Genomic DNA, 26,157 nt, shown 5'->3' on the forward strand with positions numbered 1-26,157 from the left:
CCACACCAGAGTCCTCACCACCTGAGGTACGTTCCGACTCTCCGGGCGTTCCTCAGGAGGTGAGGACTTTCGCGTTCACGCGTCTTTTCCCGGTATCACACGGTCCACCGCATCCCAACTCACGACAAGAGGCAAACTGATCCACAACCCGGGGCCATGGACCGGACTTGACCAGATCGAGTTCGCAACGATGGAGAACATCGGGTGCTGTTACCCCCGCGGAATCCACGGCGAGCGTAACTGCCGAACACCCGTCGAAGCCGAGCGCGACTACTTCAATCACGAGACTCTGGCATATATCTCGTGATGACGGTACGGAAGCCTCTGCAAAAACCGGGGCGATTCAGCACCATTCGGGGTTTGGTCCTGTACTCCGATGGGTACAGAAAGACCATTGCGACCGTCATCAGCTGACTGCCGCCAATCTGATGCCTGGATATACCTAGTCCTCGTCGAGAAGCTGCAGTTTGGCCTTCTTGAACTCCTCAGCGGAGAGCGCTCCCGATTCGCGCAGTCGTACCAGACGCTCGAGTTGTTCCGGCAGCGACGCGTTGCTGTGTCTTGCTGGGCTGCTCTGTCGCTGGGCACGCGGTCGGGTTGCCTGGATGAGCGTCCATCCGTCGGGAAACTGCCACAAGTGCACCTTATCGCCGTGGACGGGTGCTTCAAACGGCTGGAATACGGCATCGGCGGCGAGACGGTGCGCAACCATCGGGTGTCTCATATCGGGATGCTCAACTGCGAGGACGAAATCGACGATCCCCCCGGATTCCCCGCGGGCCATCCACGTGTCCACGACAGTTCCCGTCACAGAATCGAGGCTGTCCCGGACTCGTGCGTACTGTGCCCGGAAGTGATCGTCCGCAGGTTTCTTGGTGAGAGACTTAATGAATGAGCTCCACAGCGGTAAAAGAAAGAACCAGGGAAACACCAGCCAGACGATGTTCCAGTACCATGGGAAGAAGTTTTCATGGTCCCACGCCTGGACGGTACTGAGGTAAACCCCGGCAATGGTGATCGCAATGATGATCACCGTTCGCAAGATGATTTTACCCGGACCAGTCCCGGGTCCTACCCATGACTGGGCCCTCGTGGGAAGTTCACCAGCCTCCTGCCCGTAGGGCGTGACGCGCAGCAGTGCACGCGGGTCAGCGAGCCTCTTCGCGCTGAAGATGTCATCGGCTAGGCGTGAATTGTCCTGATTAGCCTGCTCAGCCACCATCTACCAGCTCACTGCTGCGGTGCGAGGCCGCTGTAGGCGTATTGCCCGGGAAGTTGCGGGTTCTGCATCAGCAGAACCCTGTCTCCGGCACGAGGGATCTGTAGCTTCGGCACGAGCGCCTGCAGTTGCGTCTGTTCACCGCTGTCGAGCGTAACGGTCATATCGACCACGGGATCAAAGTTGATCAGTTTCCCGGTATCCGACAAGGTCAGGACTGTCGCCGGGATCGTGGGCAGCCCCTGATTCTGGAGAGCCGTGGTTGCCTGTGCCTGACGTGCGGTGTCTATTGCCGAGCTCAGTTGGGCTGCGTTGTCAGCGCCCATGAGTCCTTTCATCAGCTTGCCGCTCAGACCCTTGCCTCCGGAGATGTTCTCCGCCCGGCGCATCGCCTTCTCGGTCGGGTCCTCGTTCTTCTTCCGGCTGAACAGCCCCATCAGATCCTCTTTACGTGCCGCGATAGTTAGCGAGGGCATAGCCTACCAAGAGTCCGTTGCGAACTGTGTTGTATGTCGCTGTCACGCAACTCAGTGGACTAGGGCGTGTCTCCTAATGTCTTGACCCAGGCGACGATCGCGGCCAGGACAGCAGCTCCTCGGTAAACCACCGCGAGCTTGTCGTTCCTGGTCGCTAGTTGCACTTCCCGGGGAGGTTGTGAACTCGGTCCTGGTCAACAGGGCACGGCGGTGCCTGTGCGACGGGTCGTCCCTCCACCCACGGTGTCCGGTTGTTTCCCGCGGCAGGCGTTGACGACACCCCGTGGGCTTCCCAGCGGCGAGGTGGACGACGTCGAACGGGTCCGTGACCTTGCGTGTGGTAGGCGTGCGGCAGGTAGGGCGTGGTCCACGGTGGTGGCATGCCCGGTGAACCCGTACCACCGGTCACGACCCCGACCGTGTCCCGGAACTGCGGATCCCGCTGGTTCAGCCAGGTCTTCAGAACGTCTGCGGACCGGCCCGGGCGCATGTCGATCAGACGTGCCGGCCCGCGCCTGTCGACCAGTGGGGTCAGGTCCACCAGTACGGTGACCATCGAAGACGGCTGCCCGGGTCGGTGGGTGTGTTTCCACACGTGTTCATCAACACCCCAGAATCGAAGCACAGCCCCCACCCCCCGGCCAGGTGGATGGGATCGGTGTAGACGAGGTTCCGTCCGGCGGTGACCGCAACCCGATTGACCAGTTCCCAACCCACCCCGAGGGCTTTGGCGGTCGCCGCCACACTCATCGGCGTCGATGGCGAGGCGTCGGAGAATCCGGCGGGTCCCCGCCGGGTCAGCTTCGCTGCGTCGTCGGCGCAGGTGAGGGAGGACCGGATGATTCTCCTGCTGCAGGAGGGGTTGGTGCAGGTGAAACGTGGAACCCTGACGTGCAGGCGGGGCCGCGTCGATGATGGTGATCGTCAATCCGAGTTCCGCGGTGCGGCGTGAAAAGTGTCGGCGACGAGGTCCGGGGCAGAGGTGGCAACAGCGGTAGGGTGAGACATGGATCCTGGAGCGGCTGGATGGATGCTTAAGGCACCATCATCCTGTCACTGCAGGGTCCTTCTACGGTCCCGGCCCAGCCCCTACATGTTGTGGTGGCCCGCTCCAAGGGCTTCACTACCGCTACACACTCCCTATCCGGAAGAGCTAATAAACGGGCCCCGGCGGCAACCGGGACCCGCTCCACGCCGCAAGACCAAGAAACACCGGGAAAGTAGGAGAGGTCTTGCGGCGAGCTCACCCCCAGATGTTTCTGCCTGCACTGCCACAGCGTGCGCCTGGATGCTGGTCAGCTCACCGGTGATCTGACCCGGATGACCTTCGTGCGCGAAGGACGAGATCGTTCGTATGATGAGTGGACGTCGCCCCCGTAGGCCGCTCTCGGCATTCGTTGACTTCAATGACCCACTCCGCCGAAGCGGACAGAATCTTCACGAAATCTTCGGTACTCACGAAGGCGTCATGATCGAAGGGAGAAGTGAACTGCGTATCACCGTGCACGTGAGTTCCAGGGATGCCGCTGACATCGTGGTTGATGATCAGTAGTTGTCCGCCGGGTGCCACCGCGTCAAGGAGGTTCGCGGTCCCATGCCTGTCCGGAGTGCGTGGGATCGAGGCATAGGACGCGGTGACCAGATCGTACCGATGGCCGGCAAAAGGATTCACCGCGTTAGCATCGGCATGCAGGGTTTCTACCGGTAGGTTCCGCCGCTGCGCTTCGGCGCGTACGCGTTCAAGGGCTCTGCCCGAGATGTCGCTGGCAGTGACTTTCCAGCCTCGTTCTGCTAGCCAGAAGGCGTCACCTCCTTCTCCGGAACCGATGTCTAAGGCGCTTCCCGGGGGTATGCCCGAAACTTCGGCTACGACCGACCCGTTGGGGTTGCCGCTCCACTGGAGATTGCCACTGTAACGAGTGTCCCAATCCGCAGCGTGCGCGACAGGTCGGATGCCGGTAGAAAGATCCTCTTTCGCCAGGTCCATGCTGACCATCGCACCAACCTGTGCTCCCGAGGCCGCAGCAGGCAGTACCTGGAGTGCGGGCGCCGTAAGTGTTCCGGTTGCATATAGGCCTGGTACAGCGGTTGAGCCGGTGACGGCGTCTGCCTCGATATAGCTTCCGATGCCGCTAGGATGCTCGCTAGTGGCCAGGCCGAGACGCTTAAAGGGCGCCACCTGAGCATGTAAGCGGGGTCCGACGAAGATAGTGTCGGCACTGATTTCTCTGCCGTCAGAGAGAAGCAGTCCACGCAACTGCCCTTCGTCGTCATTGAGGATACGTTCAGCTGATGACACGATCACCTGAACCCCCACTGTTCTGAAATCAGACAGGAGATCTTCGCCGCCCAGGACGCTTGCGTCAACCACAATGGTGAGCCTCTCGGTGAGCTGACGCAGGAGAGGAAGGGCGTGCAGTCCTGCTGGCGATGTCAGGAGGGCGACGATGCGCCGTCCCCTCGATTCATAGCCGTGGCAGAAAGGGCAGTGGATCACTGAGGCCCCCCAGTGTTCCGCCAGGCCGGGGATCGCAGGAAGCTCATCAGCCACGCCTGTCGCTGCGATGACACGGCGGGCGATGATGACGTGGCCACCTGACAGGCTAACGCGAAAACCATCGGAGTCGCGAGCGACATCAACAGCGGTTCCTTCCAGGATCTCTGCACCATAGGAGCGCACCTCGGTGCGGGCGATTGTCAGGAAATCTGACGGGGAGCGACCTTCGTGGCCGAGATAGCTGTGCATCGCGGAAGCAGGAGCGTTGCGCGGCCTGTACCCGTCGACCACGATGATGGAGCGACCTTGACGGGACAACTGCAGGGCGGCCGCTAGGCCCGCCGCGGATCCACCGATGACGGCGACATCGGCACGCCGGGAAACGCCAGGACCGGTGGCGCTTGAGAGAGAAGCCGGGTCAGCGCTGTGCTGGCGGGTTGGCTCAGAGCTGTACGGGATTCTGGACGACTGAAATGCTGAGGGCATGCGTCGACTGTAGTGCCTCTTGCCGCTATCGCATACAGTGTTGCACTATTAGCAATAGTGGCAGCTCGCAAATGAGGAACCCGTGACCGACTTTGAACTGATCGTGCGCACTCGGCTGCGCAGCCTGCGGCAGTCCCAGTCGCTGTCGTTAGCCGAACTTGCCAGTCTTGCCCACCTCAGCGCTTCGACCATCAGCAGGATCGAGACCGGTAAGCGAACGATCAGCCTGGACATACTTGTCCCGTTGGCCCGAGCCCTCGGTACCAACGTTGACACTCTGCTCACCCATGACATTGACGAAGACGTCGTAATCCGGGCTGAGCCGAGTCACGAAGACTCACGTACTACGTGGATGCTATCTAAGACGACAGGTAGCGTAAGGGCGCTCAAGGTTCGACTCGAGCCCAGCAGGAGGATCCCCGAACAGAAGGTTCACCCCGGCCATGACTGGTTCTTCGTGCTGGAGGGAAGAGTCTGTCTCTACCTCGGAGAGCGTGCGATCATCGTCGAGAAGGGCGAGGCTGCCGAGTTTCAGACGATGACTCCGCACATTTTCGCAGCTGAAGGAGGGCCTGCGGAGATGCTCATGGTGTTCGGTGAAGAAGGCCACATTGTGCATCGCTACGAGGAATGACGAAGCGACGATGAGCAATCCAGATCCGCGAACTCCGGGCCTGGCCCTACGTTCGTTGAGTGGGCACGCGATGTAGCGGGACCCGTCCCGCACGAGAGGAGGTCACCATGGCCGGGAAGATCCCCGGCAAACGACTCCGGAGACGCACCATCGCCGAGGTCGCCCGGGAGCTGGGTGTCGGTTCCCAGTCGTTGGGCAAGTGGGTCGCCGCCGTATGAGCCACCGGGGCCGGCGGACCGACCGGGGAACTGACCCTGGATGAACGCGCCGAGCTCAAGGCCCTGTGCTTTCAGGTCGCCGAGTTGCACAAGGACAACAGGTTCCTGGGAAGAGCAGCAGCCTTGTCGGCGAGCTTTTGCCAACGTCCGACGAGCGCTACGAACCGGGCACCAGGGTCGGGAAGGTCTTCGCCGGGTCCGATGACGTCTACGGGGTTTTCCGGGGCCGTGCGCAGCTCGCCCGGGAGGGCACTGAGGTCACCGTGAAGACCGTGGCGACATTGATGCTGCGCCAGGGCCTGGGGGGGGCATCAGCGAAGGAAAAGTCCACCCCGGTGACCACGATTCCCGGTGTGGGCACCTATGAGATCCGTGACCGGGTCACATGAGGTTGGGGCGCCAGCGGACTCAGCCGCGTCTGGGGTTGTCGACATCACGTATTTTCGCACCGGTGAGGGCTGGTTGTACCTCGCTGGGGTCGCCGATGTGCTGTGGCCCGGAGATGCTGCAGTCGGTCGGGAGGACCGGGGTGTGGCTTAGGACGATGTGATGGCCGAGAATGTGTGGGCGACGTCGAAGACTTCAGTTCTACGACCGGGGGGAAGTGGTCCACCGGGGGTTGGGGCGGGGTTGAAGGTCGGTGACTGCACTGGCGCGTTGGGGTACGTGCCGTCGGTGGAGTTCGAAATGAATCTGCTCAACAAATCTGCTGCTGAGGAACCTGACGCAGCGTAGTTACCTGTCCACGATCTGCGGGCACGGCCAGATGTTCCTGGCCCGGCGTCGATGCAACGTCCTGTTCGTGATGCTGACCGGTGGTGAGTTCTTCCGTGAGGTCCCGCCGCAGTCGGTGGACAGGGCCGTTGCCCAGCTTGTCGAGCTGACCTCCACCGCCGAAGATAAGGCGTTCCACCGTAACGACGGGTGCAACGGCCGCGCCTGCATGTTTGCAGACAGCTCACCGTACCCGCCCGGATGTCCCCATGGGTGAGATCGAAGCAGACCACTGTCACCCCTGGGAAGTGTCACCGATGTCCTGATACTCCACATACGCAGAGTGGGTGCCAGGCGTACCTGAGCAGGTGAGGATTTGAGGACGGAGAGGGGAGGGGAGAGCGGGCACCGTTCACACACAGCGGTAGTACTCCGCCCGCCACACCTGAGGTTGCGCAGCCTCCGGGGTCAGTTTCTCCTTCCGCTCCGCGAGGATCCTCACCTGCGGGGGTTGCCCGGGATTCACACCCACGGCGGAGCTGTCAGAGGGCATCGCCTCTCCGAGATCCACGGACTCCGAGAAGTCACCCTCCGACACCTTCAGCTCCGTCTCGGTCACCTCACCCCCGACCTGGCGTCCGGTGATGCGCAGGGTCAGCGTCCCACCGGTCGCGTTGTCGCCGTCGACGACCAGTGAGGTTCCTTCCTGACGCACGGACACCCCGGTCAGGGCGACGGACGCGTCGCCGTCGACGTTCTCCGGTCCAGCAGGAACGTCCGCAGACAGTCCACGGACCACCACGGGGGAACCGGTCACCGTCACCACTCCGCTGTCGACCGGCACCTCCCGACCGATGACATCGGCGCACTCTACCCCGTCCGGAACCGTGACCTGCAGGGACGCTGCCTCCGGGACCTCCCACGCCTCCGGGAACGGGAAGAAGCTGTCGGCGGTCCGGGTCGCGTTGGTCACGTACCCGTCCTGCCGGCTCCACAGCACCCAGATCGTCTCCCCGTCCCGGGAGAAGCGCAGTCCCCGCAGGTCAGGATGCGGCGACTCGATCCATCCCAGGAAGGACACCCCGTCGAGGACCTCCGCGGCATGGGCGAAGGCCACCGCCGGGGGTTTCGGTGAGCGGTCCACGTGGAACAGTCCGTAGTGGAACTCCGGATCATCCGGACCGACACCGTACCTGTCGTGCCACACCCCGTCGGTGAGTTGGAACCAGTGCGTCCCGGTGACACCGAGTGCCTTGGAGAGCATCAGTGTGAGCAGGACCGAGTCCGCCGCGGTGCGTTCCGTGTCGTACCACCAGCCGTTGGGCTTCGTACAGGCGTAGGCCTCGGTGAGCCACAGCTGCGTCGGCCCGGGGTTCCCGTCGAGGTAGGCGCGGGTACGGCGCAGCTGCCCGAGGAAGTTCCACCGTCCACCGTCGTAGTCGGCGGTGTAGTTGCCGCGTCCGGCATGCTCGGCGATGCCGTCGAGCAGTTCCCAGCCGCCACGGTCGCGGACGGTGTCGAGGAAGGCGGGGTCCCAGCCGGCAAGCGCCATGGCGATGAGCGAAGCATCCGTTCCGTCCCGGTCCATCGCCGCGCGGAACGGTTTCAGCCAGGTGTCGGTGTATTCGGTGGCCAGGGCGGTGATATTGGCGGAATCGTTCCCGTTCCACTCATTGAGCAGTTCGATGTGGTCGACACCTGCCTCGCGTCCCCGGTCGAGGTTTTCGGCGGCCCAGTCGTCGAAACCTGTCGAGTCCGGGTCACTGAACGTGCCCGGACTGCCCGCAGGCTGGACCGCGGTGCGGATCCCCAGGTCGGTGGATTCCTCCGCCGTCAGCCAGGGATTACGCAGGTGACGGATGCCGAGCCGCGCCCAGAGTGCCCGCTCGTCCTCGACGGACTCGAGCCCCTCGCCGGACGAGGAGAACCCGCCCAGACCGATGATCGACCCGTCCGCCGGGCCGAACTCGTGCTCCGGCCACACGGCGACGGAGGTCCGGGCGAAGACCTCCCCGCACTGCACCTCGACGCAGGCCCAGTTCCGGGGGCCGGGCAGTTCGATGTCGACCTGTGCGTCGCCGTGCCGTGCCCCGTCCGGCACCGTGACGTCAACGGTCGACCGGTGGATCTCGTCACCGCCGAAATCCCACGCGGCGACCTCGACCTGCGCGTCACCGGGGAGTCCGACGGCCCCGACGGTGACCGGATGTGGCCCGGCCTCGCTGAGGACGCTGTAGGTTCCGGGAGCCTTCACGTCGACGAAAGGTTCGGTCAGGCCGGGATGTCCGAGGACGCCACCGGCGAGCATCGGGCGTCCTGCCTCGACCAGTTCCCGGGCCTCGGCGACGGTGAGGTCGGCGCGGAAGGTGACGGTGGCCCGCCAGATGCCGTCGTCACCGCGGAGCGCGGGGACCTTGAGCGCGGCGGTGCTCTGGTCGCCGGCACCGTCGGCGGTGAACACGCCGCAGATCCGGGAGTCATCCACCGCCCAGTCGCAGAAGTGGTGTTCGGTGACACGTTCCAGCCAGGGGACGCCGCCCCGGGGATCCCGGTTCCACCGGGACGCCGGGACATGGACCGTGGAGTCGGTGTCGACGAGGGTTCGCCAGATCCGTCCGCCGGAAAGGGTGTCCTCGTCGGCGTCCTCGGGCAGGGTGAATGCCCAGTCGCCGGTGACGGTACCGCCGACCGCCCGCCAGGTCACAGCGGCGGTGTAGCCGTCCTCAGGCACCTCGAAGTCCACGTGGACGGTGCCCGGGGACGGGGTGTCCACTGTGGCGCCGCGGGTGCCGAGGTTGCCGCTGAACCGGTACCCGTCGAAGTGCACCAGTTCGCGACCGTCGGCGGTGGCCACGGTGACGCGACCGGGGTGGGAGGCGTCACCGGTGATCAGCTGCAGGTCGCCGGGGTCGACGGCGGCAGGGGTGTCCGGCGCGTCGGAGTCGTCGGAGTCGTCGGAGCTGTCGGAGAGGAAGTGGAGGGCGGCGAGTCCGCCGACGGCGGCGGTGCCGGTCAGGCCGGCACCGGCGAGGAAGACCCGGCGGTGGATGGAACGTGTGTGAGGGGAGGGGGGCATCGGGTCAGTCTTCGTCTCTTCCTTCGTTGATCCGGTCCATGAGGTAGGCGTCCGGATAGACCTGGATGACGCGTTGACCGTCATCGTTGTCGGTGATGTCCGTGAACGGCAGGACCTCGGCGCCCTCCCGCATCAGGTGCAGTTTGGGGCTGACCGGCCCCGGGTTTTCGGTGAACTGGGCGACCGCCACGGAGGTGACGGTGTTGATCCCGGCGAGCAGGTCCTGACCGGAGGTGACCGCCCGGACCAGGAGCAGGTGCCGGTGCGGTGCGGCGACCATGATCCCGGCCTCCGTGTCCAGGTCGGGGGCCCAGTCGGGCAGCAGTTCGTCGAGGAAGAGCACGGCGGACGCCAGGAAGAACGACCCGGACTCGATGACCCAGAAGTTTGCGCCGGGATCGTCGCCGTGGATCTCGTTGACGTCGATCTCGGCCTCGGTGAGTTCCTGCCAGAGATTCCGGTAGCCGGCGTGCCAGAGGTCCTCGAGGTCGGCCTCCGAGGTCAGTCCGCGGGCCTCGAGGGTCTTGTCCGGCAGCGTCATGACGGTGGTCGGTGTGTCGATGACCAGCGAGACGACGAGATCGTCGGTCCAGGGCCGGGTGGACAGGGAGAACTGCCGGGAGTCCCGCTCGGAGACCGGGGTGAGCATGTCCCCGGCGACGAGGCGGACCTTGAGCTGCCGGAGGAAGTCGGCCTCGGAGAGCTCGGCGGGGTCGATGCGGTGGGACATGGCGTCCAGCAGGTTGTGGACCTGGGCGGCGATCTCCTCGCGGGTGAGGTCCTCGCCGGCCTGGACCGCCTGCGCGGTCTGGAGGGAGAGGTTGTCGAGGCCGATGAGTTCGGTCTCCTCGCCGCGGGTGGCGGAGATGTACCCGTCAGGACGCCAGGTGGTGGTGAACCCGAGTCGGTGGAGTTCGCGGAGGGCCTCGTCGCGGAGCATGTCGGCGGTGATCCGGGACAGGTGCGGGAACATCGTGTCCGGGGTGTCGTCGGGTGGTGTCCGTTGGCCTCTGAAGAACATGCGTATGACCCTACCGGCCGGGAATGTCACCCGCCCCCGGGGCGTTGGAGGAGATAGACCTTAGCGTGTTAGACTCAAGTTTCAATCACAGGCGGGAAGCCGGGAAGGGAGCGCACCACAGTGGCACAGAAGGAGTGGATCGACAAGGACTACTACGGTGTCCTCGGCGTCTCATCCTCGGCCAGCGCTGACGAGATCAAGAAGGCCTACCGGAAGATCGCGCGGGACAACCATCCCGACGCGCACCCCGGGGACGAGGTCGCGGAGGAGAAGTTCAAGTCCGCCTCCGAGGCCTACTCGGTCATCGGTGACAAGGACAAGCGCGCCGAGTACGACGAACTCAAGTCCATGGCCGCCAGCGGTATGGGTGGCATGGGCGGTATGGGCGGCGGCTTCTCCCGCGGCTTCGGTGGCGGCGGCTTCGGCGGCGGTGCCAGCGAGAGTTTCGATCTCGGTGACATCTTCGGTGGCATGTTCGGCGGTGGCGCCGGTGGTGGCAACCGTACCCGCGCTCCGCGACGCACCCGCGGTGCCGACGTCGAGACCGAGATCACCCTCGATTTCCGTGAGGCGACCAAGGGTGTCACCGTCCCGATCCGGCTGACCAGCCCGGCACCCTGCACCACCTGCCGCGGCTCCGGTGCGACCCCGGGCACCTCGGCGACCCGTTGCACGACCTGCCACGGTGAAGGCCTCGTCTCCGAGAACCGCGGAGCCTTCGGTTTCTCCCGGCCCTGCCCGGACTGCAACGGCACCGGCACCCGGATCGACGATCCCTGCACCGACTGTGGCGGATCCGGTCGCGTCACCCGGACGCGCACCATCACGGTCCGCGTCCCCGCCGGCGTCGTCGACGGCCAGAAAGTCCGTCTTGCCGGTCAGGGCGAGGCCGGGGAACGTGGACGCGCCGCCGGTGACCTTTTCGTCACCGTGCACGTCCGCGCCGACGACCTGTTCACCCGCTCCGGCGACGACCTCAAGATCACCGTCCCGGTGAGCTTCTCGGAGCTCGCGCTGGGCGACACGGTCACCGTGCCGACCCTCGACTCGAAGGTCCGGGTGCGCGTCCCGGCGGGCACCGCCGACGGCACGACCCTGCGGGTGCGCGGACGTGGCGTCGCCAAGCGCAACGGCAATTCCGGGGACCTGCTGGTCACGGTGCGGGTCAGCGTCCCGAAGCATCTCGACGAGGGAGCGGCCAGTGCACTGCGCCGCTACGCCGAGGAAGAGAAGAGGTCCGGTATCGACCCGCGGGCGAACTGGGCAGGAAACTGACGGAGTGAGGTGAGCGCACATGGCGGAGAAGCGGAAAGGTGATCCGGGTGACCGTGAGGTCTACGTGATCTCTGTCGCCGCAGAGATCACCGGCATGCACGCGCAGACGCTGCGGACCTACGACCGGATGGGCCTGGTCAGTCCCGAGCGGACCAGCGGTGGCGGACGCCGCTACTCCCGGGAGAACATCCGGCAGCTCATGGAGATCCAGCGTCTCAGTCACGACGAGGGGGTCAACCTCGCCGGCATCAAGGCGATCATCGACCTGCAGCAGCGGGTCGCGGAACTCGAACGCGAGAACGACGGCCTGCGGCAGCAGGTGGGACGCCGCGGCGGGGAGATCGTCCACGTCCCCCGCTCCACCGCGGTGGTGCTGTGGGAGCAGCGCCACCGTCGAGGTGATGACGACTAGAGAGTCGCAAACCCGAGGACGGTGCTGACCAGGGCGAGAATGCCGAGGATCAGTGCCTGGGAGTACTGCTCTTTCCGACGCAGGTGAGTCGCCACTGCGCCGACCATGACGCCCAGCAGGCAGAGGGCGGTGAGCGGGGTCAGCCAGGCGGCGATGCCGAAGGCCTTCGGGAGGATGAGGCCGAGCGCACCGAGGATCTCGGCGGTACCGAGAGCCTTCACCGCGCCCTGGCTGGTGTTCTCCACCCAGTTCATGCCGTTGGCCTGCAAACGGTCCTTGGGCTGGGAGACCTTCATGACGCCAGCGCCGAGGAACGCCACGGCGAGCAGGATATTGATGATCCAGAGAATGACTGTCATGGTCGGTGACTCTACAAGGCTCAGAGTGCGGCGAACCCCAGAACGGCACTGACCGCGGCGAGGACGCCGAGACCGAGGGGCGGGGACCCCTTCGCCCCGGGGAACTCACCGCGCCGGGCATGGGTTATGACGGCGCCGACCATGACGATGGTGAGGCAGACGGCGGCGACCGGGGTGAGGACGGGGGCGATGTCCAGGCCCATCGGGAGGATGAGGCCGAGTGCGCCGAGGAACTCCACGGCGCCGATGAGCTTGACGGTGTTCTCGGAGAAGTTGTCGGCCCATTCCAGGCCGGAATCCACTAGGCTCTCCTTGGCGCGACCGATCTTCATCAGTCCCGAGCCGACGAAAGAGACGGCGAGAACGATGTTGATGATCCAGAGAACGACGGTCATGGCGCCTCCGCCTGATGGGTGTGATGGGGTGTGGTGTTGTTCTGGATACTATCCGTTTTCACCGGCTGTGTGCAGGGGGAGATTCACTCCGGACGCATGCCACGCAGGTAGATGTCGGTCAACCAACCGCGTTGCCGCTGATTCATCGACTCCGGCAGGGTGGGTACCGGCCGGGAGATCATGGCGATCCCCATGAGGAAACTGGGGCCGGTGATGTTGTCGGTGATCAGGCCGTGGTTCCGTGACCGCTTCAGGACAGCCTCGATCTCCCGGTTCATCCGTTGCTGCCGGGGGAGGACGGCGGACCGGAGCTCCGGGCCCAGATCCCGGACCGTCTCCGACGTGATCCGCGCGAAGATGTCCCCGATTCCGAGACTCGAGACATCGTGGACGAAGCTCCGCCAGGTCACCTGTGCCTGCTGCCGCGTGTTCCAGCCGTCGGTGTATCTGAGGCACAGGGCCATCATCCGCGAGTACAGCAGGTCGACGACGCCGAGCGCAAGGTCCGGGCCGGTGGGGAAGTGGTGTCGGAGACGTCCAACAGACACTCCCGCATCGGCAGCGATCTGCTCGATGGTCAGGCTGTCGGAAAGGTCGGTCCCGTGGGCGGCGATATGGCGCCAGGCAGCGTCCACGAGGGATTCGCGTTCCTGGTGTGCGCCGCGTGCGGAGGAGGGGCGGTAGGTCACGGAAGGTACCTCTCGATGACGGGTGTGAGGTCGGCGATCGGGGAGAACTTCAGGATATAGCGCATGACACCGACGCCCATGAGGTGGGCGGCGAGCAGCTGGACCCGACGGTTGTCATCCGGGGAATTCCGCTCACCGGTCGCCGCGAGTCGGTCTGCGACGAGGCGCTGGAGTACCTTCCGGCGGTCCTCGGACTCGAGGGCGGCGCGGAACTGTGCCTTGATCACGTCCGCGGTCGGTTCGGTCTCCCAGCTCCTCACGCAGATGGCGGACGGCATGGGTGCCCAGCCGGACGCGAATGTCGCCACCATCGACGTCGTCCCCGGTGGCAAGAACGCTTCGGCGATCAACTTGGCCGTCATTGCTGCCCTGATTCCGGGTCCTGCCGGCTCCATGGTCGGCTTCATGGCCGTCAAGACCATCCGGATGCGCTTCGCAACGATCATCACCGCGGGCGTGGTCGCCGGTCTGGCGTCCGCACTGGTCCTCGGCCCGCTGTTCAACGTCCTCGAGGGCAACTACTGGACCGAAGCTCTCGCCATTGCCCTGGGCACCATGGCCATCGGTGGGTTCATCTCCGGTCTCGGTGGTCTACTCGGCGGCAAGGGGCTGGCGATCGGTGCGCTGCTCATCATGCTGCGTGACCTCAGCTACTTCCCCTCGGCCTCCACCGCGCCACTGCGGTGGACCCTCATCGGCTGGATCGCCTTCGGCTTCATCTGCCTGGGAAAACATCGGTACCGCGTGGTTGAGTGCGGTCTTCGGCATCATTTCCGGAAAGGTGTCTGTGGCGAACTCCACCTCTCCGCCGAGGGCGCGGTAGTCCTGCGCGAGCTGCTGCGCCAGGTCGTACGGGATGGTGTCGTCATGGGCGGTGTTGAGGATAAGCAAGGGAGCGTCAAGCGCCCGCATACCAGGCTGTAGTGGGGTCCGGTGAGCACATCCCGGAGCCGGGCATCCTGCTCGGCGATCTCCGAGAAGGACCGGCCGTCTTTCGTCAGCGTCCGTGTGTCGGTGTTCTCCCAGCTCTCCACCGGGTCCCCGATGCATTCGTGGCCTTTGTCATTGAGGTACCGGTCCTGCAGCGAAGCGAGTTCCGGGGCGTAGGACGCCGCGTGTTCTGCGGCACCGGCCGCTGCACCGCCACCCCGGGAGTATTCGTAGAAGGCGATGGGCGAATCTGCCGGAGCATCAGCGAACGCGAGCCCGGCCCGGGCGGCGTCCAGGGCGGCGTGCCCCTCCTCGGTGTGGTTGACGTAGGTGTGCTGGCCGGGTGTGCCCAGACCGATGAGACCGGTGACGATGACGCGGACACCCATCGCGGATGCTGCGGCGTAGAAGGGGTCGGTGGCCGGCTGGGAAATCGTCGGATCGGCGTCCGCCATGGGCGGTGAGAGCTGTGAACGAGGCGAGGGACGCTGCGAAAGCAGCGCGGAGGAACGTCATGCGCGCAAATCTCATCAATCTTCTATGGAGAAAGGAGTTATTCGCGTCAGAAGGGTGGTTGTTCGAGTGCGGTGCGGGTGGTCGCTCTCCACTGTTCGCGGGCTTCGTTATGTTCGGCCCGGGCGGCGACTTTGCGGGCCAGGGACTGGTCGAAGGTCGTGATCGCCGTGGCCATCGGCCCGGTCGGCACGGTGGTGACGGTGTGCCCGTCATCGATACTGGTGACCGAGGCGGTGCCGTCGGGATGCCGGGTGAAGTCCAGCAGACCGCGGGTCTTGTCGTTGTGGCAGCCCCGGCACAGTGACTGCATCTTCCCGGTATCGGTGCGGGGCGTGTCCTGGTTGTCGGGGTGCTCACTGTCGTAGCGGTGGACGTGGTCGGCATCGGCGGTGGCTGCGGGGTTCTCACACCCCGGTGCCCGGCAGGTGCCGTCGATACCGGCGAGCAGGGCACGCTGGTTGTCGGTGGCGAACCGGGCATCGTGGGCCGAGTGTGACGGCACGGTCAGGTGGGTGACCCGTCGGATCCACCGGTCGGTAGCGATGCCGGACAGCCACCGGTTCTCCAGGTGGGTGTGGCCGGTGTCGATGTTGCGGTAGCAGTTCAGGGTGACTGTCACGTCGCCGACGGCGCCGTGACACAGTTCGGTGAACGCGGTGGCCCGCGAGCAGTGGTGGGCGTCGGCGACGGCGTCGACGATGCGGGTGACTCCGAGGCCTTCGTCGGCGGGGACGGTGATGTGGAAGACGGTGTAGTCGTCGTTGCGGGTGTCGATGCTGAAGTCTGTCTGCAGTGCCGGTGGTGGCACGTCCTGGTCTTCGGGGTCGACCGGTAGGGCGGTGGGCTGACAGGTGCCGACAATGGCGGTGACACTCCGGCGCAGGATCACGGGTCCGGGGATGACCTGGTCGGGTCGGGTGGGGGTGAGCAGGGCGGCGATGCCGGTGTCGACGGCATCCAGGTAGGTGGTGGCGACACAGCAGGTCACGTCGGCGATGATGCGCAGCAGGTCGAGGCTGAACGCGCCGCAGGCCACGGCGGAACAGGTGGCGGGCAGGCGGGTGAGCATCGTGCCGACTTCGCAGTAGGCCAGGGCTCTGCCGCGGGTGACACCGAGGCGGCGGGCGATGGTGGCGGTGGTGCGGCGGATCTCGTCGGTCCCGTCGGGGGTCACGGCCGCGGCCAGGGACAGGTCGATGAGGTTCGCTGCGGTTTTCGCTGTCGACAGCAGGTCGGGGTTGGTCAGGATCGCCCAGCCGGCGGGTGCGTCAGGGTCCCGGCGGTGGTCGGGGGTGGGTCGTCGGGTGGTCAGTGTGCCGTCCGGGTCGTTGATGCAGTCGCGGGTCAGGGCGAGCAGTGCGCCGTCGCCGGTGGTGATGTCGTCGGTGATCTTGTCGAACAGGGCGTTGAATGCCATCTCGTGGACGGCGTGTCGTTTGGTGGTGGTGATAGTAGTGGTGACGGTGGTCATGGTGTCCCCCTGGGGATCATGAGCAGAGTGTGGGCGGGGTGGTGGAGAGCGGTGTGGTGAGGTGTCGGGCGTCTGTCGCCGATGATACATCTTGACCGAAAACAATACAAGTGTTCGAACAATAGTATTGTCGCCCGGCCGCAGATCAGGCGTCGATACTTCCCCGGACCAGCGTCGTCACCGCGCCGCCGACGAGAACATTCCCACAGTCCCCGGTGGGCGTCACCCGTACGCGACCGGCACGCCCCAGTGCCGTTCCCTGGGATGCCGTGTACGGCCCCGCCATCCGGTCCGTACGCAGCAGCCATTGGCCGACCGAGGCATTGAGCGAACCGGTGACCGGATCCTCGCCGATGTCCGAGATGAAGGCACGCAGTTCCCACGAGCACTCCGACCCTGCCGGATACGGTCCCACTACGCCGACCTCCAACTCGCCCAGCGCAGAGAGGTTCGGACGCAACTCCAGGACCCTGTCCGCCGACGACAGCATCACCGCAACCCACTGCGGCCCGTTCGCCACCCACTGGTGATCCACGATCTCAGAACGTTCCACCCCCAACGCCGCGCAGATCCGCCCGAGATCCCCCTCGGAGACCGGCCCCGAGCGCGTGGTCTCCGGCGCCTCGAACGCGAGCTCGCCGGCCGATGAGCGGTGTATCCGCACCAGGCCGGCGGCGCACTCCTGGACGATGGGGTCAGGACGCCGCGGCGTCCCTCCGTTCTCCGACCAGGCGTGCGCGGTGCCGAGGGTAGGGTGCCCGGCGAAGGGCAGCTCACCGTCCGGGGTGAAGATGCGGACGCGGTAGTCGGCGTCCTCAACTGTCGGAGGCAGGACGAAGGTCGTCTCCGAGAGATTCGTCCAGCGGGCGATACGCTGCAGGTCAGCGTCGGTGAGGTCGGAGGCGTCGAGGACAACGGCCAGGGGATTCCCCAGGTATGGGACCGGAGAGAAGACATCGACCTGGGTGAAGGGGCGGGTGCGCATGTCAGCCACCCTAGGACAGGTCGATCGTCCCCTGCGCCAGGAGGACCAGGGCGACGACCGCGGCGACAGTCACCACGGTGGCGACGAACCACTCGAAGTAGTTGAAGACGCGGCGTCCGGCCTTGCGTTGGGTGATGACGTAGGTGATCATGCCCGGGATGACCAGCACCATGCCCAGCAGTACGTACTTCGGGTCGGCGGCGTAGAAGAGCCAGACAGAGTAGATGAACGCCGCCACGGAGATGACCAGGTGCATCCGATTCGTCCGGGTGTCCACCGTGGGGCCGTCGAGATTGATGGAGCGTCCCGCTTCGGGGTGCTGCAGGCCGCGTCCACGGGTGGAGAGGAAGACCAGGTAGAGCGCGCCGAAGAGGTAGGGGATGAGGTACAGGGAGGTCGCGAGCTGCACCATCGTCGTGTACGCGGACTCCGCGGCGAAGAAGACCACGATGAACAGCTGGATGACGATCGCGGACAGCAGCTGGGCGGCGACCGGGGCACCGGACGGGTTGACGTGACCCAGCTTCTTCGGCAGCAGGTTGTCCTGCGCCATCATCGTGATCGGTTCGGCGCAGAGCATCTGCCAGGAGACGTACGCACCGAGCACGGAGATGCACAGGCCTGCCGAGATCAGACCGCCACCCCACGGGCCGACGACGATCTCCAGCACCTCGGCCAGGGAGTTGTCGCCCATGCCGGCGAGTTCCTCGCGGGACGCCACACCGTAGGACAGGAAACTCACCAGCAGCAGCAGGACGAAGACGGCGAGGAACCCGAGCAGAGTCGCCAGGGACACATCGCGACGGGTCTTCGCCCGGCGGGAGTAGGCCGAGGCACCCTCGACACCGATGAACGCCCACACCGTGAAGAGCATCATCCCCTTGACCTGGGTTGAGAGGCTTGCGCCCTCGTCGCCGTCGTCGCCGAAGGTCAGGGCGTCTCCCCAGAAGTCAGCGGTGAAGATCTCGGTGTGGAAGCCGAGGAAGGTCACGAGGATGAGGAAGGCCGCGATCGGCAGCAGCTTGGCGACCGTGGTGATGAGGTTCATCACCGCCGCCTGGCGGATGCCTCGGGCCAGGACCGCGAAGATCACCCAGTTCATCACGGAGACGCAGACCGCGTTGAGCAGCAGATTGCGTCCGTCGAAGACGGGCACGAAGTAGGACAGTGAGCTGAAGAACAGGGTCGCGTAGCCGACCTGGGCGATGATGGACGCCAGCCAGTAACCCCAACCGGACGTGAAGCCGACGAAGTCGCCGAGACCGGCGCGGACATAGCTGTACACGCCGGAGTCGAGATGCGGTTTGCGTTGTGCGAGGGACTGGAAGACGAACGCGATGCAGAGCATGCCCACACCTGTGATCGCCCAGCCGATCATCGCCGCACCCGGGGACGCCACGTTCGCCACGTTCTGGGGTAGCGCGAAGATCCCGGAGCCGATGCAGGCGCCGAGGATCAGGGAGATCAGGACGGGGAGGCGGACGGTGTCTTTACTGTCCCGGGTTTCATTCACAGGGTGACAGAATATCAGTGGTCCAGGGCGAGATCGCGCAGCGTCCGGAAGAGGGTGGCGCCGTCGACGCCGAGACCGTTGTGCTCCCACCGGTTCGTGACGTGCGGACGCAGCCCGCCGATGTGGGACGCCGTCTCCATCGACAGCTCGAAGGGGACGAAGATGTCGTCGAGGTAGACCGCGGCGGCGGTACGGATGCCGTTGTCCGCGGTGGAGGCCAGGGCGTCCGCGTCGTAGAGCGGGGTCCAGTCGTCCTTCGCGGCGAGCTCGGACGCGGCGTCCTTCCAGGGGCGCAGGGCCGGATCCTCGTCGAAGAGCCAGGGGCGGATGTGCTCGCCGGTGAGGTACACGGGGTCGGCGTCCTCGATGGTCTCGGTGAAGCCGGGGGTCTGTTCACCGATGCGGGACGCCGCCCAGTTGGTCGCGGTGTCCGTGCCGTAGATCGACTCGTGGACGACGGCGTAGAGCGGGGCGTCGGCGAAGCGGACCTCGTCGGCGACGTGGAGGAGGAAGGGGGTGCGCAGCCGCTTCTCGCCACCGACCGTGTGGAACGGGTCCTCGAGGAGGTAGTTCAGGGTGTCGAAGCCGCCGGTCCGGCCGAGGTTCATGCCGACCATGCGGAAGCGGCGGGAGGAGAGCCGGGAGCCGTCGGCGAGGAACTCCTCGTGGGTGTCGAGGTGCCGGCAGATGTCCCGGATGAGTTGAGCGGACCCGGGGAACTGCGTGTGGAAGCGGTGATTGCGCACCGCGGTCTTCGCGTAGGTGGCGCGGTAGACGTCGTCGATCGGGACCAGACCGGGCAGACCACCGGTGAAGAAGGCCTCGGCCACACCCTCGGGGTGCTGCGAGAGGTAGGTGGTGATGCAGAAGCCGCCGAAGGACTGGCCGAGCAACGACCACGGCTTCTCCTCGAGGGCCTCGCGGAGCAGCTCGGTGTCCGCCACTATGCTGTCGGCGCGCAGGTGGGTGAGGTACTCGGCAGGGAGGGGGACGGCGGCATCCACCGGGGTGGACCGGCCGGTGCCTCGCTGGTCGAGCAGGATGACCCGGTAGTTCTTCAGGGCCTCGCCGAGCCAGCCGCCGATCTCGCGGGTGGGGGAGGTGGGACGCAGTGCGCCGTGACCGGGCCCGCCCTGGAGGAAGAGGAGGGCGGGCAGGTCCTCGCCGCCGAGGGGGACGTACTCGCGGGCGAAGACGTCGATGGTGCGGTCGTCGGCCGTGTCGCCGTGGACGAGTGGTGCGGTGAGCACGTGTTCTGTCACGGTGTGGCCGTGGCGGCGGGTCGAGGTCGAGGTGAGGTTCATGACCTCGGTTCTACCTCACCGCCTGTCGATTTGACTGCGTGCGGACGGGCTGCAATTATAAAGGTGGAAAGAGGTAGCCTCGCAGACGCTGATACAGCGGTGCGGGGCTTTTTTCATGCCAGGACCTCCTGCTCCAGCCGCGCGTAGCTGGACTCCATGCCGTCGACCATGCCGGTGGCGAGGACCTGCTCACGGATGTCGGCGTCCGGATAGGTGATGAGGTAGCTGAGGAGCGTCCCGTCCCCGACGGGGGTGAGCGTCATCTCGTTGAGGGTCCGGGGACTCTTCGCGCCGGTGAGGGCGAACTGTTCGCCGGTGGCATCGTTGCGCCACTCGGAGCGGTAGATGTCGCCGACGGAGGTGCCGGCCTGGCAGACCGGCATGCTCCAGCCGTCAGGGCCGAGCTGCCAGCGCTGCAGGAGTTCGGCCTCGGTGTGCGCCCGCCAGACCTGGTCGACGCTGCCGCAGATGACCCGGGAGACGCGGGCCTGCGTCTCACCGATGCGCTGCAGTCCGGTGCCGTTGCCCGCCGCGAAGGACGCCGGATCGGCGAGGACCGCCTCGATCTGGCCCATGGCGGCGCGGGTGCCCTCGATCATGCCCATGGCGGTGAGTTTCTCGAGCTCTTCGAGGGAGTTGAACGAGGTGACGGTGGTGACGCGGGAACCCGGGGCGTCCTCCGTGCCGGTGTCCGTGAACTCGAAGTCCATGGTCATGGTCGGCATGATGGCGCTCGCGGTGCCGTTGTCGTCCTCGGCGAAGCCGTCGCGGACGGTGAATCGGTGCGGGGCCTCGACGGAGACCCACTCCCAGAACCCCGGGCTGTGGTCACCGTCCGGGCCGGTCATGAAGTAGTTGCTGCGTCCACCGGGGTAGGCGTCGTGCCTGGTGAAGGTGGCCGGGTACTCAGGCGGCCCCCAGAAGCGCTCGATCTGACGGGGTAGGTGTAGGAGTCCCAGAGACGTCGGGCGGGGACGGGGAAGTCGGCGACGATGGTGAGGGTGAGGGCTTGTTCGTCGGTGGTGACAGAGGTGACAGGCATGATGTCTGCCTTTCAGGTGGTGGTGTCCTCGGCGTCTTCGGCGAGGAAGGCGTCGAGGCGGTCGATGCGTGCGCGCCAGAGGTGTTCGAATCGGGCGAGGAGTTCCTGTGCCCGTCGGATCGTGGCCGGGTTGCCCCGGATGATGCGTTCGCGTCCGCGAGGGATACGTTCGACGAGGTCGGCGGTCTCCAGGACACGGACGTGTTTCTGGACGGCAGCGAAGGACATGTCGTAGTCGTGGGCGAGGGTCGTCAGTGAGGCCTCCTCGGTGAACGTGCGACGCATGATGTCCCGACGGGTCCGGTCCGCGAGTGCCCGGAAGATCCGGTCGACGTCATCGTCGGTGAGCGCGGCGGTGGTACCGTCGGAAGTATGCGAAACCATATGGTTGTATGTTAGTGGCAGGAGAGTGCTCTGGCAAGGGGTGGTGGCTGCCTGGCTCGAAATATCCGAGCAGGGATCCCGCGAACCCGGCAGTTCGGCGGATCTGTGCTCGCAGATTTCGTTGCGCCCGGTGCGCCAGCTGGAACATGCACAACTCACGTTCCTTCTGCAGTGATGGCCGATGCGTTCTCTGGATCGAGCCTCACGGTGGATCGCAGCCGTCAAGAACTCACTGACGGCCTCGTGTCACGTCTGGAGTACTCCGGATTCCCCGTTGATGCTGCAGGTGACACCGACCCCGACGAGACCATGGACCACAATGTGCCGGCCTCGTTGGCGTTCATGGCCAATGAGACCGGAGTTGAGGTCATGTCGGATTGGATCCGGTCCCTGGCTTTCGCCGTGACGGCGGTGGACGCTTCGGGGCAGTAGTCCCTGAACGTTGTCCACAGGATCCTGGGGTTTTGTCTGTGGCCGACCGCTTGCGTGCTCGCAGGTGACGTACCGTTCTGACATCTCGCCGAGGGGGCTGGGAAAGAACGGAGGGGAAGTGTGACCGCGGATGAATGGATCAGACTCGTCCAGGTGATCGTTGCCGCGCTGCCCGCCGTCGGGCAGAAGCTGAGATCGGACAACCGGGCCGAATGGTACCGGCGGCACGCGCAGGCGACAGAGTGGTCGTTGTGGCAGGAGTTTGAAGCGAAGACGATCGGGTGGCTCAATCTCCCGGAACCTGGGGACAGTGCACTGGTCACGCATACCGAGGTGCCGCTGGTGAGGGCACTGGCACTGGACTGTGTGAAGCGCAGGAAGCGCGCATCCTCCACCTGAAGGCACAGGCCGCGTACAACGCGGACAAGCACACCAACGACATCCTGCCCCGGTGGGTCCGCGAGGAACTGGGAAAAGGGTTCCCGCCCAACGCCACCGACGAGCTGCAGATCATGCCGAAGAAGCGGTGGTGGCAGCGGATGAAGGCGTCGTGAAGGCCACCCGGTAACCTCACCGGCATGCTCCGCATCGCCACCGTCAATGTCAACGGGATCCGCGCCGCACAACGTCGAGGGTTCGGTGACTGGCTGGAGATGCGCGACTGCGACGTCATCGCGGTCCAGGAGGTCCGGGCACAGGCCGACAAGATTCCCGAGGACGCCTTCGGGAACTACCACGTCGCCCTGGAGACCGGGAATATCCCGGGACGCAACGGGGTCGCGGTGCTCACGAGGACGCCTCCGGTCGAGGTACGCACCTGGAGCGACGGATCAGACCGCGTCCCGCTGCCCCGGAAGCTACGTCCGTTCATCCCGCAGGGACGCTATATCGAGGTCGACCTCGCGGATGCTCCCGTGACCATCGCCTGCCTCTACCTGCCCAAAGGCGGGCTGCCCATCGAGATGCAGCGTCCGGAACGGATGCGTGAGGCACCCGACGGCGGCGCACGGTACGAGCGGAAGATGGGGTTCCTCGCCGGCTTCGGGCGCTATCTCACGGCCACGCGCCGGGCGGCCGCCGCCGACGGTCGGGAGTTCCTGCTCATGGGTGACATGAACATCGCCCACACCCGCCACGACCTCACCCATTGGCGGCGCAACCAGAACCACGACGGCTTCCTTCCCGAGGAACGCGAGTGGTTCGACCGGCAGCTCTCGCCGCGCACGCTCGTCGATGTCGTCCGGTCCCTGCACCCGGACGAGGACGGGCCCTATTCGTGGTGGTCGTGGGCTGGGCAGTCTTTCGTGAAGGACGCAGGGTGGCGCATCGACTACCACCTCGCCACACCCGGTCTGGCGCGGAGCGCAGTCGCAGCGGGGGTGGACCGGGACTTCCGCGGTGTGAGACTCTCGGATCACTCGCCGGTGATCGTCGACTACGACCTGGAGTGATCATGCCGAACCCGGATGTGCACGCCGTCCTCGTCCCCGGCGCCTGGATGGGCGCCTGGATCTGGGAGCCGACCGTGGAACGGTTGCGGGCCCGCGGGATAGACGCCGGGACGCTCACTCTGAGGGGGCTGGAACCTGGTCTTGATGACGCGGCGATCGCCGCCGTCACACTCGAGGACCATGTGCAGCAGCTTGTCGACCATGTCCGGGAGCTGCCGGGACCGGTGGTCTTCGTCTCCCACTCCTATTCAGGGACGGTCACCGCGTGTGCCGCCGACCGGCTCGGTGGCGCGGTGGCGGGGTTGGTCCATGTCGGTGCTTTTCTGCCGGAGGACGGGCGCAGCCTGCTGGACGGGTGGGGTGGGTCGGATGCCGAGAGGGCTCAGGAGCGTGCGGACATCGACGCCGCCGGTGGACTGTGGGCGGCGCCGACCCGGGAGATGCTCGACCATGAGCCCGGACTGAATCCTGGGGACCGGGACTTTCTGACCGCGCGTTTCACACCCCATCCGGGACGTACCGTCACTGACCACGCTCGACTGTCGGTGCCGGTCAGTGATCAGTCGTCGACATCCGTGGAGCTGCCTGAGGCAGGCCACTGGCCGATGCTCGCGGCGCCGGAGGCCACCACTGACCTGTTGGAGAAGGAGATACGGCGCTACACCAACGGGTAACCGGTGACTGTGCCGGCGGTGTTCGGTTCCCAGCCGAGTTCCGGGGCGACATGCTCGGCGAAGTTCTGCAGGATGCGCAGGTTAGCGTCCACGCCCAGCTGGCTGGGGATGGTGATCATGAGGGTGTCTGCCTCCGTCAGGGCGGCGTCCTTCTTCAGCTGTTCGACGAGCTTGTCCGGCTCGTCGGTGTAGGTGCGTCCGAAGGTGGCCTGGCCGTCGTCGATGTAGCCGATGCCGCCCTCGTCACCGCCGATACCGAACATCCGCATGTCCTCCTCGGAGGTCACCGGGATGATGGAGCGGGAGACGGAGACGCGCGGCGTCCACTGGTGGCCGGCCTCCTTCCAGGCGGCGCGGTAGGCGCGGATCTGCTCGGCCTGGAGGTCCTCGAAGCGGTCGCCGTTGGCCTCCGTGAGCAGGGTGGAGCTCATGAGGTTCACACCGTCGTGGGCGGCGCGGACGGCGGTGTCGCGGGAGCCGGCGCCCCACCAGACGTGCTTGCGTAGGGACATCGAGTGCGGCATCACCGGCACCGGGACGTTCGGGTGGTACATCCGCGGGTACTGCTCCTCGAGCGGCAGGGAGGTCGCCATGCCTTCACCGTCGACGGCGGCCATGAAGCGCTCGAACTTCTCACGGGCCATCGCCGCACCCTTGGGGTCGTCAGCGGCGGGGTGGTAGCCGAAGGCCTCGTAGCCGCGGTCGACAGGCTCGGGCGATCCCCGGGAGACGCCGAGGGCGACCCTGCCGTCGGACAGCAGGTCGAGTTGTGCGGCCTCCTCGGCGAGCTGCAGCGGGTTCTCGTAGCGGATGTCGATGACGCCGGTGCCGACCTCGATATTGCTGGTCCGCGCCGCGATGGCGGAGAGCAGCGGCATCGGTGCAGAGTGCTGGGGTGCGAAGTGGTGGACGCGGAAATACGCGCCGTTGACGCCGAGTTCGTCGGCACCGACGGCGATCTCCAGTGCGTTCTTCAGGTTCTCCTTCGCACCGGGCATGCGGCCGGACGTGCTGAGGTCGTAGTGTCCGAAGCTGAGGAAGCCGAAGGCCTTCACGGGTACTCCTTTTCACAGTCAAGTAGTTGATGTGTCAACTATATGTTGTGCGGAGGGCAGATGCAAGGGGTCCGGGGGCATTCGTGGCGGGATGTCCGCATCACGCCGCCGGAGGTCGCTCGGGAGGGCGTCCGAACAGCCTCAGGTCGCGTGATGCGGACACTCCACGCCGGTACGGTCGGGGCCATGGGTATCGACCGCACCATCCCGAACATCACCGTCCCGGACCGGGCGGCGCTCGAAACCAGCGTGCGGGAGCATGCGGCCGTCCTCGGGGTGGAGGTCCTCATGGACCACGGTTGGATCGTCACTCTCGGTGACCGGGACGGCCACCAGCTCAGCATCATGACGCAGGACGCCACAGCGTCCGTGAACCCCGCCGTCTCCTGCTTCCTCACCACGGTGGACGAGGTGCAGACGGTGCTGGGCCGCGTGGTGGAGCAGGGTCTTGAGGTGGTGCACCTGCTGAGTGAGGAACCCTGGGGTGTGACCCGGTTCTTCTACCGGGACTCCGCGGGGACGGTCATCAACGTCGGGACGCATACCTGAGCGCCACCGCGCCGTTGGTTGGCGTGCGTGAGGAGAGCCGGTCGAGACCGGCGGCGAGGTCACCGGTGAGGTGAGCAGGTGACTGCCGGTCCAGGGGCCCCGGTCCGGGTCGAGGAGACGACGTACTTCGGCACCGTCTCCAGGGTGCGCACCCAGCCGACCTCCGCCGGGGAGGCGTCGACCTCCCCCGCGAGTTACCCACGCCCAGTAGTTCTCCATCATCTCGTAGATGACGCGTCCTCACAGTATGCCCTCGGATTCCTCCAGCAGGCGGGTGTACCAGACGTGCGTCTCCTCGTCGGTGATGCCCTCGCGGTGGTCGAGGGTGACGTTGATCCTGTACGTGAGTGTGTCCAGGAGTGATTTTCACACCGAAGTCT

The 26,157-nt window shown here is 65.8% G+C and carries 27 protein-coding genes and 2 pseudogenes; 11 read left to right on the plus strand and 18 right to left on the minus strand.

Going from position 1 to position 26,157, the window contains the following annotated elements:
* Nucleotides 1-442 precede the first annotated feature (442 nt).
* The 4 genes and pseudogenes from ACZ9GM_RS14120 to ACZ9GM_RS14135 all read right to left on the minus strand — a co-directional run bounded on the left by ACZ9GM_RS14120 (nt 443) and on the right by ACZ9GM_RS14135 (nt 4,678).
* Nucleotides 443-1,033 carry an SHOCT domain-containing protein gene (locus tag ACZ9GM_RS14120; RefSeq protein WP_476038214.1) on the minus strand — a complete coding sequence of 197 codons (591 nt, stop codon included), beginning with the start codon at nt 1,031-1,033 and terminating at the stop codon, nt 443-445.
* Between the two features lie 197 nt (nt 1,034-1,230).
* Nucleotides 1,231-1,656, minus strand: a complete 426-nt coding sequence (locus ACZ9GM_RS14125; protein ID WP_291473685.1) for a hypothetical protein — start codon at nt 1,654-1,656, stop codon at nt 1,231-1,233.
* Nucleotides 1,657-1,869: 213 nt separating this feature from the next.
* Nucleotides 1,870-2,671 (minus strand): annotated as a pseudogene (locus tag ACZ9GM_RS14130) (transposase); the annotation flags it as partial.
* A 324-nt stretch (nt 2,672-2,995) separates the two neighbouring features.
* The gene (locus tag ACZ9GM_RS14135; protein WP_476038215.1) at nt 2,996-4,678 is read right to left on the minus strand and encodes an FAD-dependent oxidoreductase; all 1,683 of its coding nucleotides are present in this window, start codon (nt 4,676-4,678) and stop codon (nt 2,996-2,998) included.
* Between the two features lie 82 nt (nt 4,679-4,760).
* Between ACZ9GM_RS14135 and ACZ9GM_RS14140 the strand changes: the two genes are divergently transcribed.
* Both ACZ9GM_RS14140 and ACZ9GM_RS14145 read left to right on the plus strand, forming a co-directional pair.
* Nucleotides 4,761-5,312 carry a helix-turn-helix domain-containing protein gene (locus tag ACZ9GM_RS14140; RefSeq protein WP_476038216.1) on the plus strand — a complete coding sequence of 184 codons (552 nt, stop codon included), beginning with the start codon at nt 4,761-4,763 and terminating at the stop codon, nt 5,310-5,312.
* Nucleotides 5,313-5,667: 355 nt separating this feature from the next.
* Nucleotides 5,668-5,919 (plus strand): hypothetical protein, encoded by a 252-nt coding sequence (locus ACZ9GM_RS14145; protein WP_476038217.1) that lies wholly within the window; start codon nt 5,668-5,670, stop codon nt 5,917-5,919.
* Between the two features lie 737 nt (nt 5,920-6,656).
* Here the strand turns inward: ACZ9GM_RS14145 and ACZ9GM_RS14150 are convergent.
* Entirely contained in the window at nt 6,657-9,320 is a 2,664-nt protein-coding gene (locus ACZ9GM_RS14150; protein ID WP_476038218.1) for a hypothetical protein, read from the minus strand.
* Between the two features lie 4 nt (nt 9,321-9,324).
* On the minus strand, nt 9,325-10,341 hold the full coding sequence (locus tag ACZ9GM_RS14155; RefSeq protein WP_476038219.1) for a DUF1444 domain-containing protein: 1,017 nt from the start codon (nt 10,339-10,341) through the stop codon (nt 9,325-9,327).
* Between the two features lie 120 nt (nt 10,342-10,461).
* Between ACZ9GM_RS14155 and dnaJ the strand changes: the two genes are divergently transcribed.
* A complete protein-coding gene (gene dnaJ / locus ACZ9GM_RS14160) occupies nt 10,462-11,616 on the plus strand; it encodes a molecular chaperone DnaJ (protein WP_291473760.1) in 1,155 nt (384 codons plus the stop codon).
* 19 nt (nt 11,617-11,635) lie between these two features.
* Nucleotides 11,636-12,028 carry a heat shock protein transcriptional repressor HspR gene (locus ACZ9GM_RS14165; RefSeq protein WP_476038220.1) on the plus strand — a complete coding sequence of 131 codons (393 nt, stop codon included), beginning with the start codon at nt 11,636-11,638 and terminating at the stop codon, nt 12,026-12,028.
* On the opposite strand, the gene ACZ9GM_RS14170 is transcribed toward ACZ9GM_RS14165, so the two are convergent.
* From ACZ9GM_RS14170 to ACZ9GM_RS14185, 4 genes are all read right to left on the minus strand, one after another.
* Nucleotides 12,025-12,387: a DoxX family protein gene (locus ACZ9GM_RS14170; protein ID WP_476038221.1), complete on the minus strand. Its 363-nt coding sequence runs from the start codon at nt 12,385-12,387 to the stop codon at nt 12,025-12,027. The genes ACZ9GM_RS14165 and ACZ9GM_RS14170 overlap by 4 nt on opposite strands.
* Before the next feature lie 20 nt (nt 12,388-12,407).
* The gene (locus ACZ9GM_RS14175) at nt 12,408-12,782 is read right to left on the minus strand and encodes a DoxX family protein (RefSeq protein WP_476038222.1); all 375 of its coding nucleotides are present in this window, start codon (nt 12,780-12,782) and stop codon (nt 12,408-12,410) included.
* Between the two features lie 83 nt (nt 12,783-12,865).
* A complete protein-coding gene (locus ACZ9GM_RS14180) occupies nt 12,866-13,471 on the minus strand; it encodes a TetR/AcrR family transcriptional regulator (RefSeq protein WP_291473764.1) in 606 nt (201 codons plus the stop codon).
* Nucleotides 13,468-13,698 (minus strand): TetR/AcrR family transcriptional regulator, encoded by a 231-nt coding sequence (locus ACZ9GM_RS14185; RefSeq protein ID WP_476038223.1) that lies wholly within the window; start codon nt 13,696-13,698, stop codon nt 13,468-13,470. The genes ACZ9GM_RS14180 and ACZ9GM_RS14185 overlap by 4 nt, the downstream gene beginning before the upstream one ends.
* On the opposite strand from ACZ9GM_RS14185, the gene ACZ9GM_RS14190 reads away from it, so the two are divergent.
* On the plus strand, nt 13,691-14,395 hold the full coding sequence (locus tag ACZ9GM_RS14190) for a hypothetical protein (protein WP_476038224.1): 705 nt from the start codon (nt 13,691-13,693) through the stop codon (nt 14,393-14,395). The genes ACZ9GM_RS14185 and ACZ9GM_RS14190 overlap by 8 nt on opposite strands.
* A 224-nt stretch (nt 14,396-14,619) precedes the next feature.
* Here ACZ9GM_RS14190 and ACZ9GM_RS14195 read toward each other — a convergent pair.
* The 7 genes and pseudogenes from ACZ9GM_RS14195 to ACZ9GM_RS14225 form a co-directional block, all read right to left on the minus strand.
* Nucleotides 14,620-14,856: pseudogene (locus ACZ9GM_RS14195) on the minus strand (lipase family protein); the annotation flags it as partial.
* A 107-nt stretch (nt 14,857-14,963) separates the two neighbouring features.
* Nucleotides 14,964-16,388: an HNH endonuclease signature motif containing protein gene (locus ACZ9GM_RS14200; protein WP_476038225.1), complete on the minus strand. Its 1,425-nt coding sequence runs from the start codon at nt 16,386-16,388 to the stop codon at nt 14,964-14,966.
* A 145-nt stretch (nt 16,389-16,533) separates the two neighbouring features.
* A complete protein-coding gene (locus tag ACZ9GM_RS14205; protein WP_291475989.1) occupies nt 16,534-17,373 on the minus strand; it encodes a PhzF family phenazine biosynthesis protein in 840 nt (279 codons plus the stop codon).
* A 10-nt stretch (nt 17,374-17,383) separates the two neighbouring features.
* Nucleotides 17,384-18,886 (minus strand): basic amino acid/polyamine antiporter, encoded by a 1,503-nt coding sequence (locus tag ACZ9GM_RS14210; RefSeq protein WP_476038226.1) that lies wholly within the window; start codon nt 18,884-18,886, stop codon nt 17,384-17,386.
* A 14-nt stretch (nt 18,887-18,900) separates the two neighbouring features.
* Nucleotides 18,901-20,190, minus strand: a complete 1,290-nt coding sequence (locus ACZ9GM_RS14215; RefSeq protein WP_476038227.1) for an alpha/beta fold hydrolase — start codon at nt 20,188-20,190, stop codon at nt 18,901-18,903.
* A gap of 113 nt (nt 20,191-20,303) precedes the next feature.
* Nucleotides 20,304-21,323, minus strand: coding sequence for an SRPBCC family protein (locus ACZ9GM_RS14220; RefSeq protein WP_476038370.1), 1,020 nt, complete (start codon nt 21,321-21,323; stop codon nt 20,304-20,306).
* A complete protein-coding gene (locus tag ACZ9GM_RS14225) occupies nt 21,245-21,616 on the minus strand; it encodes an ArsR/SmtB family transcription factor (RefSeq protein WP_476038228.1) in 372 nt (123 codons plus the stop codon). Before ACZ9GM_RS14225 ends, ACZ9GM_RS14220 begins: the two co-directional genes overlap by 79 nt.
* Before the next feature lie 243 nt (nt 21,617-21,859).
* Here ACZ9GM_RS14225 and ACZ9GM_RS14230 point away from each other — a divergent pair, with 243 nt between their 5' ends.
* The 4 genes from ACZ9GM_RS14230 to ACZ9GM_RS14245 all read left to right on the plus strand — a co-directional run bounded on the left by ACZ9GM_RS14230 (nt 21,860) and on the right by ACZ9GM_RS14245 (nt 24,173).
* On the plus strand, nt 21,860-22,048 hold the full coding sequence (locus ACZ9GM_RS14230) for a hypothetical protein (RefSeq protein ID WP_291475994.1): 189 nt from the start codon (nt 21,860-21,862) through the stop codon (nt 22,046-22,048).
* Between the two features lie 120 nt (nt 22,049-22,168).
* Complete coding sequence (locus ACZ9GM_RS14235; protein ID WP_476038229.1) at nt 22,169-22,447, plus strand: hypothetical protein; 279 nt, start codon at nt 22,169-22,171, stop codon at nt 22,445-22,447.
* A gap of 179 nt (nt 22,448-22,626) precedes the next feature.
* The gene (locus ACZ9GM_RS14240) at nt 22,627-23,499 is read left to right on the plus strand and encodes an exodeoxyribonuclease III (RefSeq protein WP_291475997.1); all 873 of its coding nucleotides are present in this window, start codon (nt 22,627-22,629) and stop codon (nt 23,497-23,499) included.
* A gap of 2 nt (nt 23,500-23,501) precedes the next feature.
* The gene (locus tag ACZ9GM_RS14245; RefSeq protein WP_476038230.1) at nt 23,502-24,173 is read left to right on the plus strand and encodes an alpha/beta fold hydrolase; all 672 of its coding nucleotides are present in this window, start codon (nt 23,502-23,504) and stop codon (nt 24,171-24,173) included.
* Here ACZ9GM_RS14245 and ACZ9GM_RS14250 read toward each other — a convergent pair.
* Nucleotides 24,158-25,228: an LLM class flavin-dependent oxidoreductase gene (locus tag ACZ9GM_RS14250; RefSeq protein ID WP_291476001.1), complete on the minus strand. Its 1,071-nt coding sequence runs from the start codon at nt 25,226-25,228 to the stop codon at nt 24,158-24,160. The two genes, ACZ9GM_RS14245 and ACZ9GM_RS14250, sit on opposite strands and share 16 nt — an antisense overlap.
* A 153-nt stretch (nt 25,229-25,381) precedes the next feature.
* Between ACZ9GM_RS14250 and ACZ9GM_RS14255 the strand changes: the two genes are divergently transcribed.
* Together ACZ9GM_RS14255 and ACZ9GM_RS14260 are read left to right on the plus strand one after the other, a co-directional pair.
* Nucleotides 25,382-25,777 (plus strand): VOC family protein, encoded by a 396-nt coding sequence (locus tag ACZ9GM_RS14255; protein WP_476038371.1) that lies wholly within the window; start codon nt 25,382-25,384, stop codon nt 25,775-25,777.
* 78 nt (nt 25,778-25,855) lie between these two features.
* Nucleotides 25,856-26,140, plus strand: a complete 285-nt coding sequence (locus ACZ9GM_RS14260; protein ID WP_476038231.1) for a hypothetical protein — start codon at nt 25,856-25,858, stop codon at nt 26,138-26,140.
* Nucleotides 26,141-26,157 lie beyond the last annotated feature (17 nt).

Source organism: Corynebacterium sp. UD i78 (genome assembly GCF_056280545.1).

Bases quoted from the DNA above. Each gene is read 5' to 3' on its own strand.
- ACZ9GM_RS14125 (WP_291473685.1), bottom strand. From the start codon at position 1,656: ATGGGGCTGTTCAGCCGGAAGAAGAACGAGGACCCGACCGAGAAGGCG.
- ACZ9GM_RS14135 (WP_476038215.1), bottom strand. From the start codon at position 4,678: ATGCCCTCAGCATTTCAGTCGTCCAGAATCCCGTACAGCTCTGAGCCA.
- ACZ9GM_RS14150 (WP_476038218.1), bottom strand. From the start codon at position 9,320: ATGCCCCCCTCCCCTCACACACGTTCCATCCACCGCCGGGTCTTCCTC.
- ACZ9GM_RS14155 (WP_476038219.1), bottom strand. From the start codon at position 10,341: ATGTTCTTCAGAGGCCAACGGACACCACCCGACGACACCCCGGACACG.
- ACZ9GM_RS14165 (WP_476038220.1), top strand. From the start codon at position 11,636: ATGGCGGAGAAGCGGAAAGGTGATCCGGGTGACCGTGAGGTCTACGTG.
- ACZ9GM_RS14170 (WP_476038221.1), bottom strand. From the start codon at position 12,387: ATGACAGTCATTCTCTGGATCATCAATATCCTGCTCGCCGTGGCGTTC.
- ACZ9GM_RS14175 (WP_476038222.1), bottom strand. From the start codon at position 12,782: ATGACCGTCGTTCTCTGGATCATCAACATCGTTCTCGCCGTCTCTTTC.
- ACZ9GM_RS14200 (WP_476038225.1), bottom strand. From the start codon at position 16,388: ATGACCACCGTCACCACTACTATCACCACCACCAAACGACACGCCGTC.
- ACZ9GM_RS14205 (WP_291475989.1), bottom strand. From the start codon at position 17,373: ATGCGCACCCGCCCCTTCACCCAGGTCGATGTCTTCTCTCCGGTCCCA.
- ACZ9GM_RS14215 (WP_476038227.1), bottom strand. From the start codon at position 20,190: ATGAACCTCACCTCGACCTCGACCCGCCGCCACGGCCACACCGTGACA.
- ACZ9GM_RS14225 (WP_476038228.1), bottom strand. From the start codon at position 21,616: ATGGTTTCGCATACTTCCGACGGTACCACCGCCGCGCTCACCGACGAT.
- ACZ9GM_RS14240 (WP_291475997.1), top strand. From the start codon at position 22,627: ATGCTCCGCATCGCCACCGTCAATGTCAACGGGATCCGCGCCGCACAA.
- ACZ9GM_RS14245 (WP_476038230.1), top strand. From the start codon at position 23,502: ATGCCGAACCCGGATGTGCACGCCGTCCTCGTCCCCGGCGCCTGGATG.
- ACZ9GM_RS14255 (WP_476038371.1), top strand. From the start codon at position 25,382: ATGCGGACACTCCACGCCGGTACGGTCGGGGCCATGGGTATCGACCGC.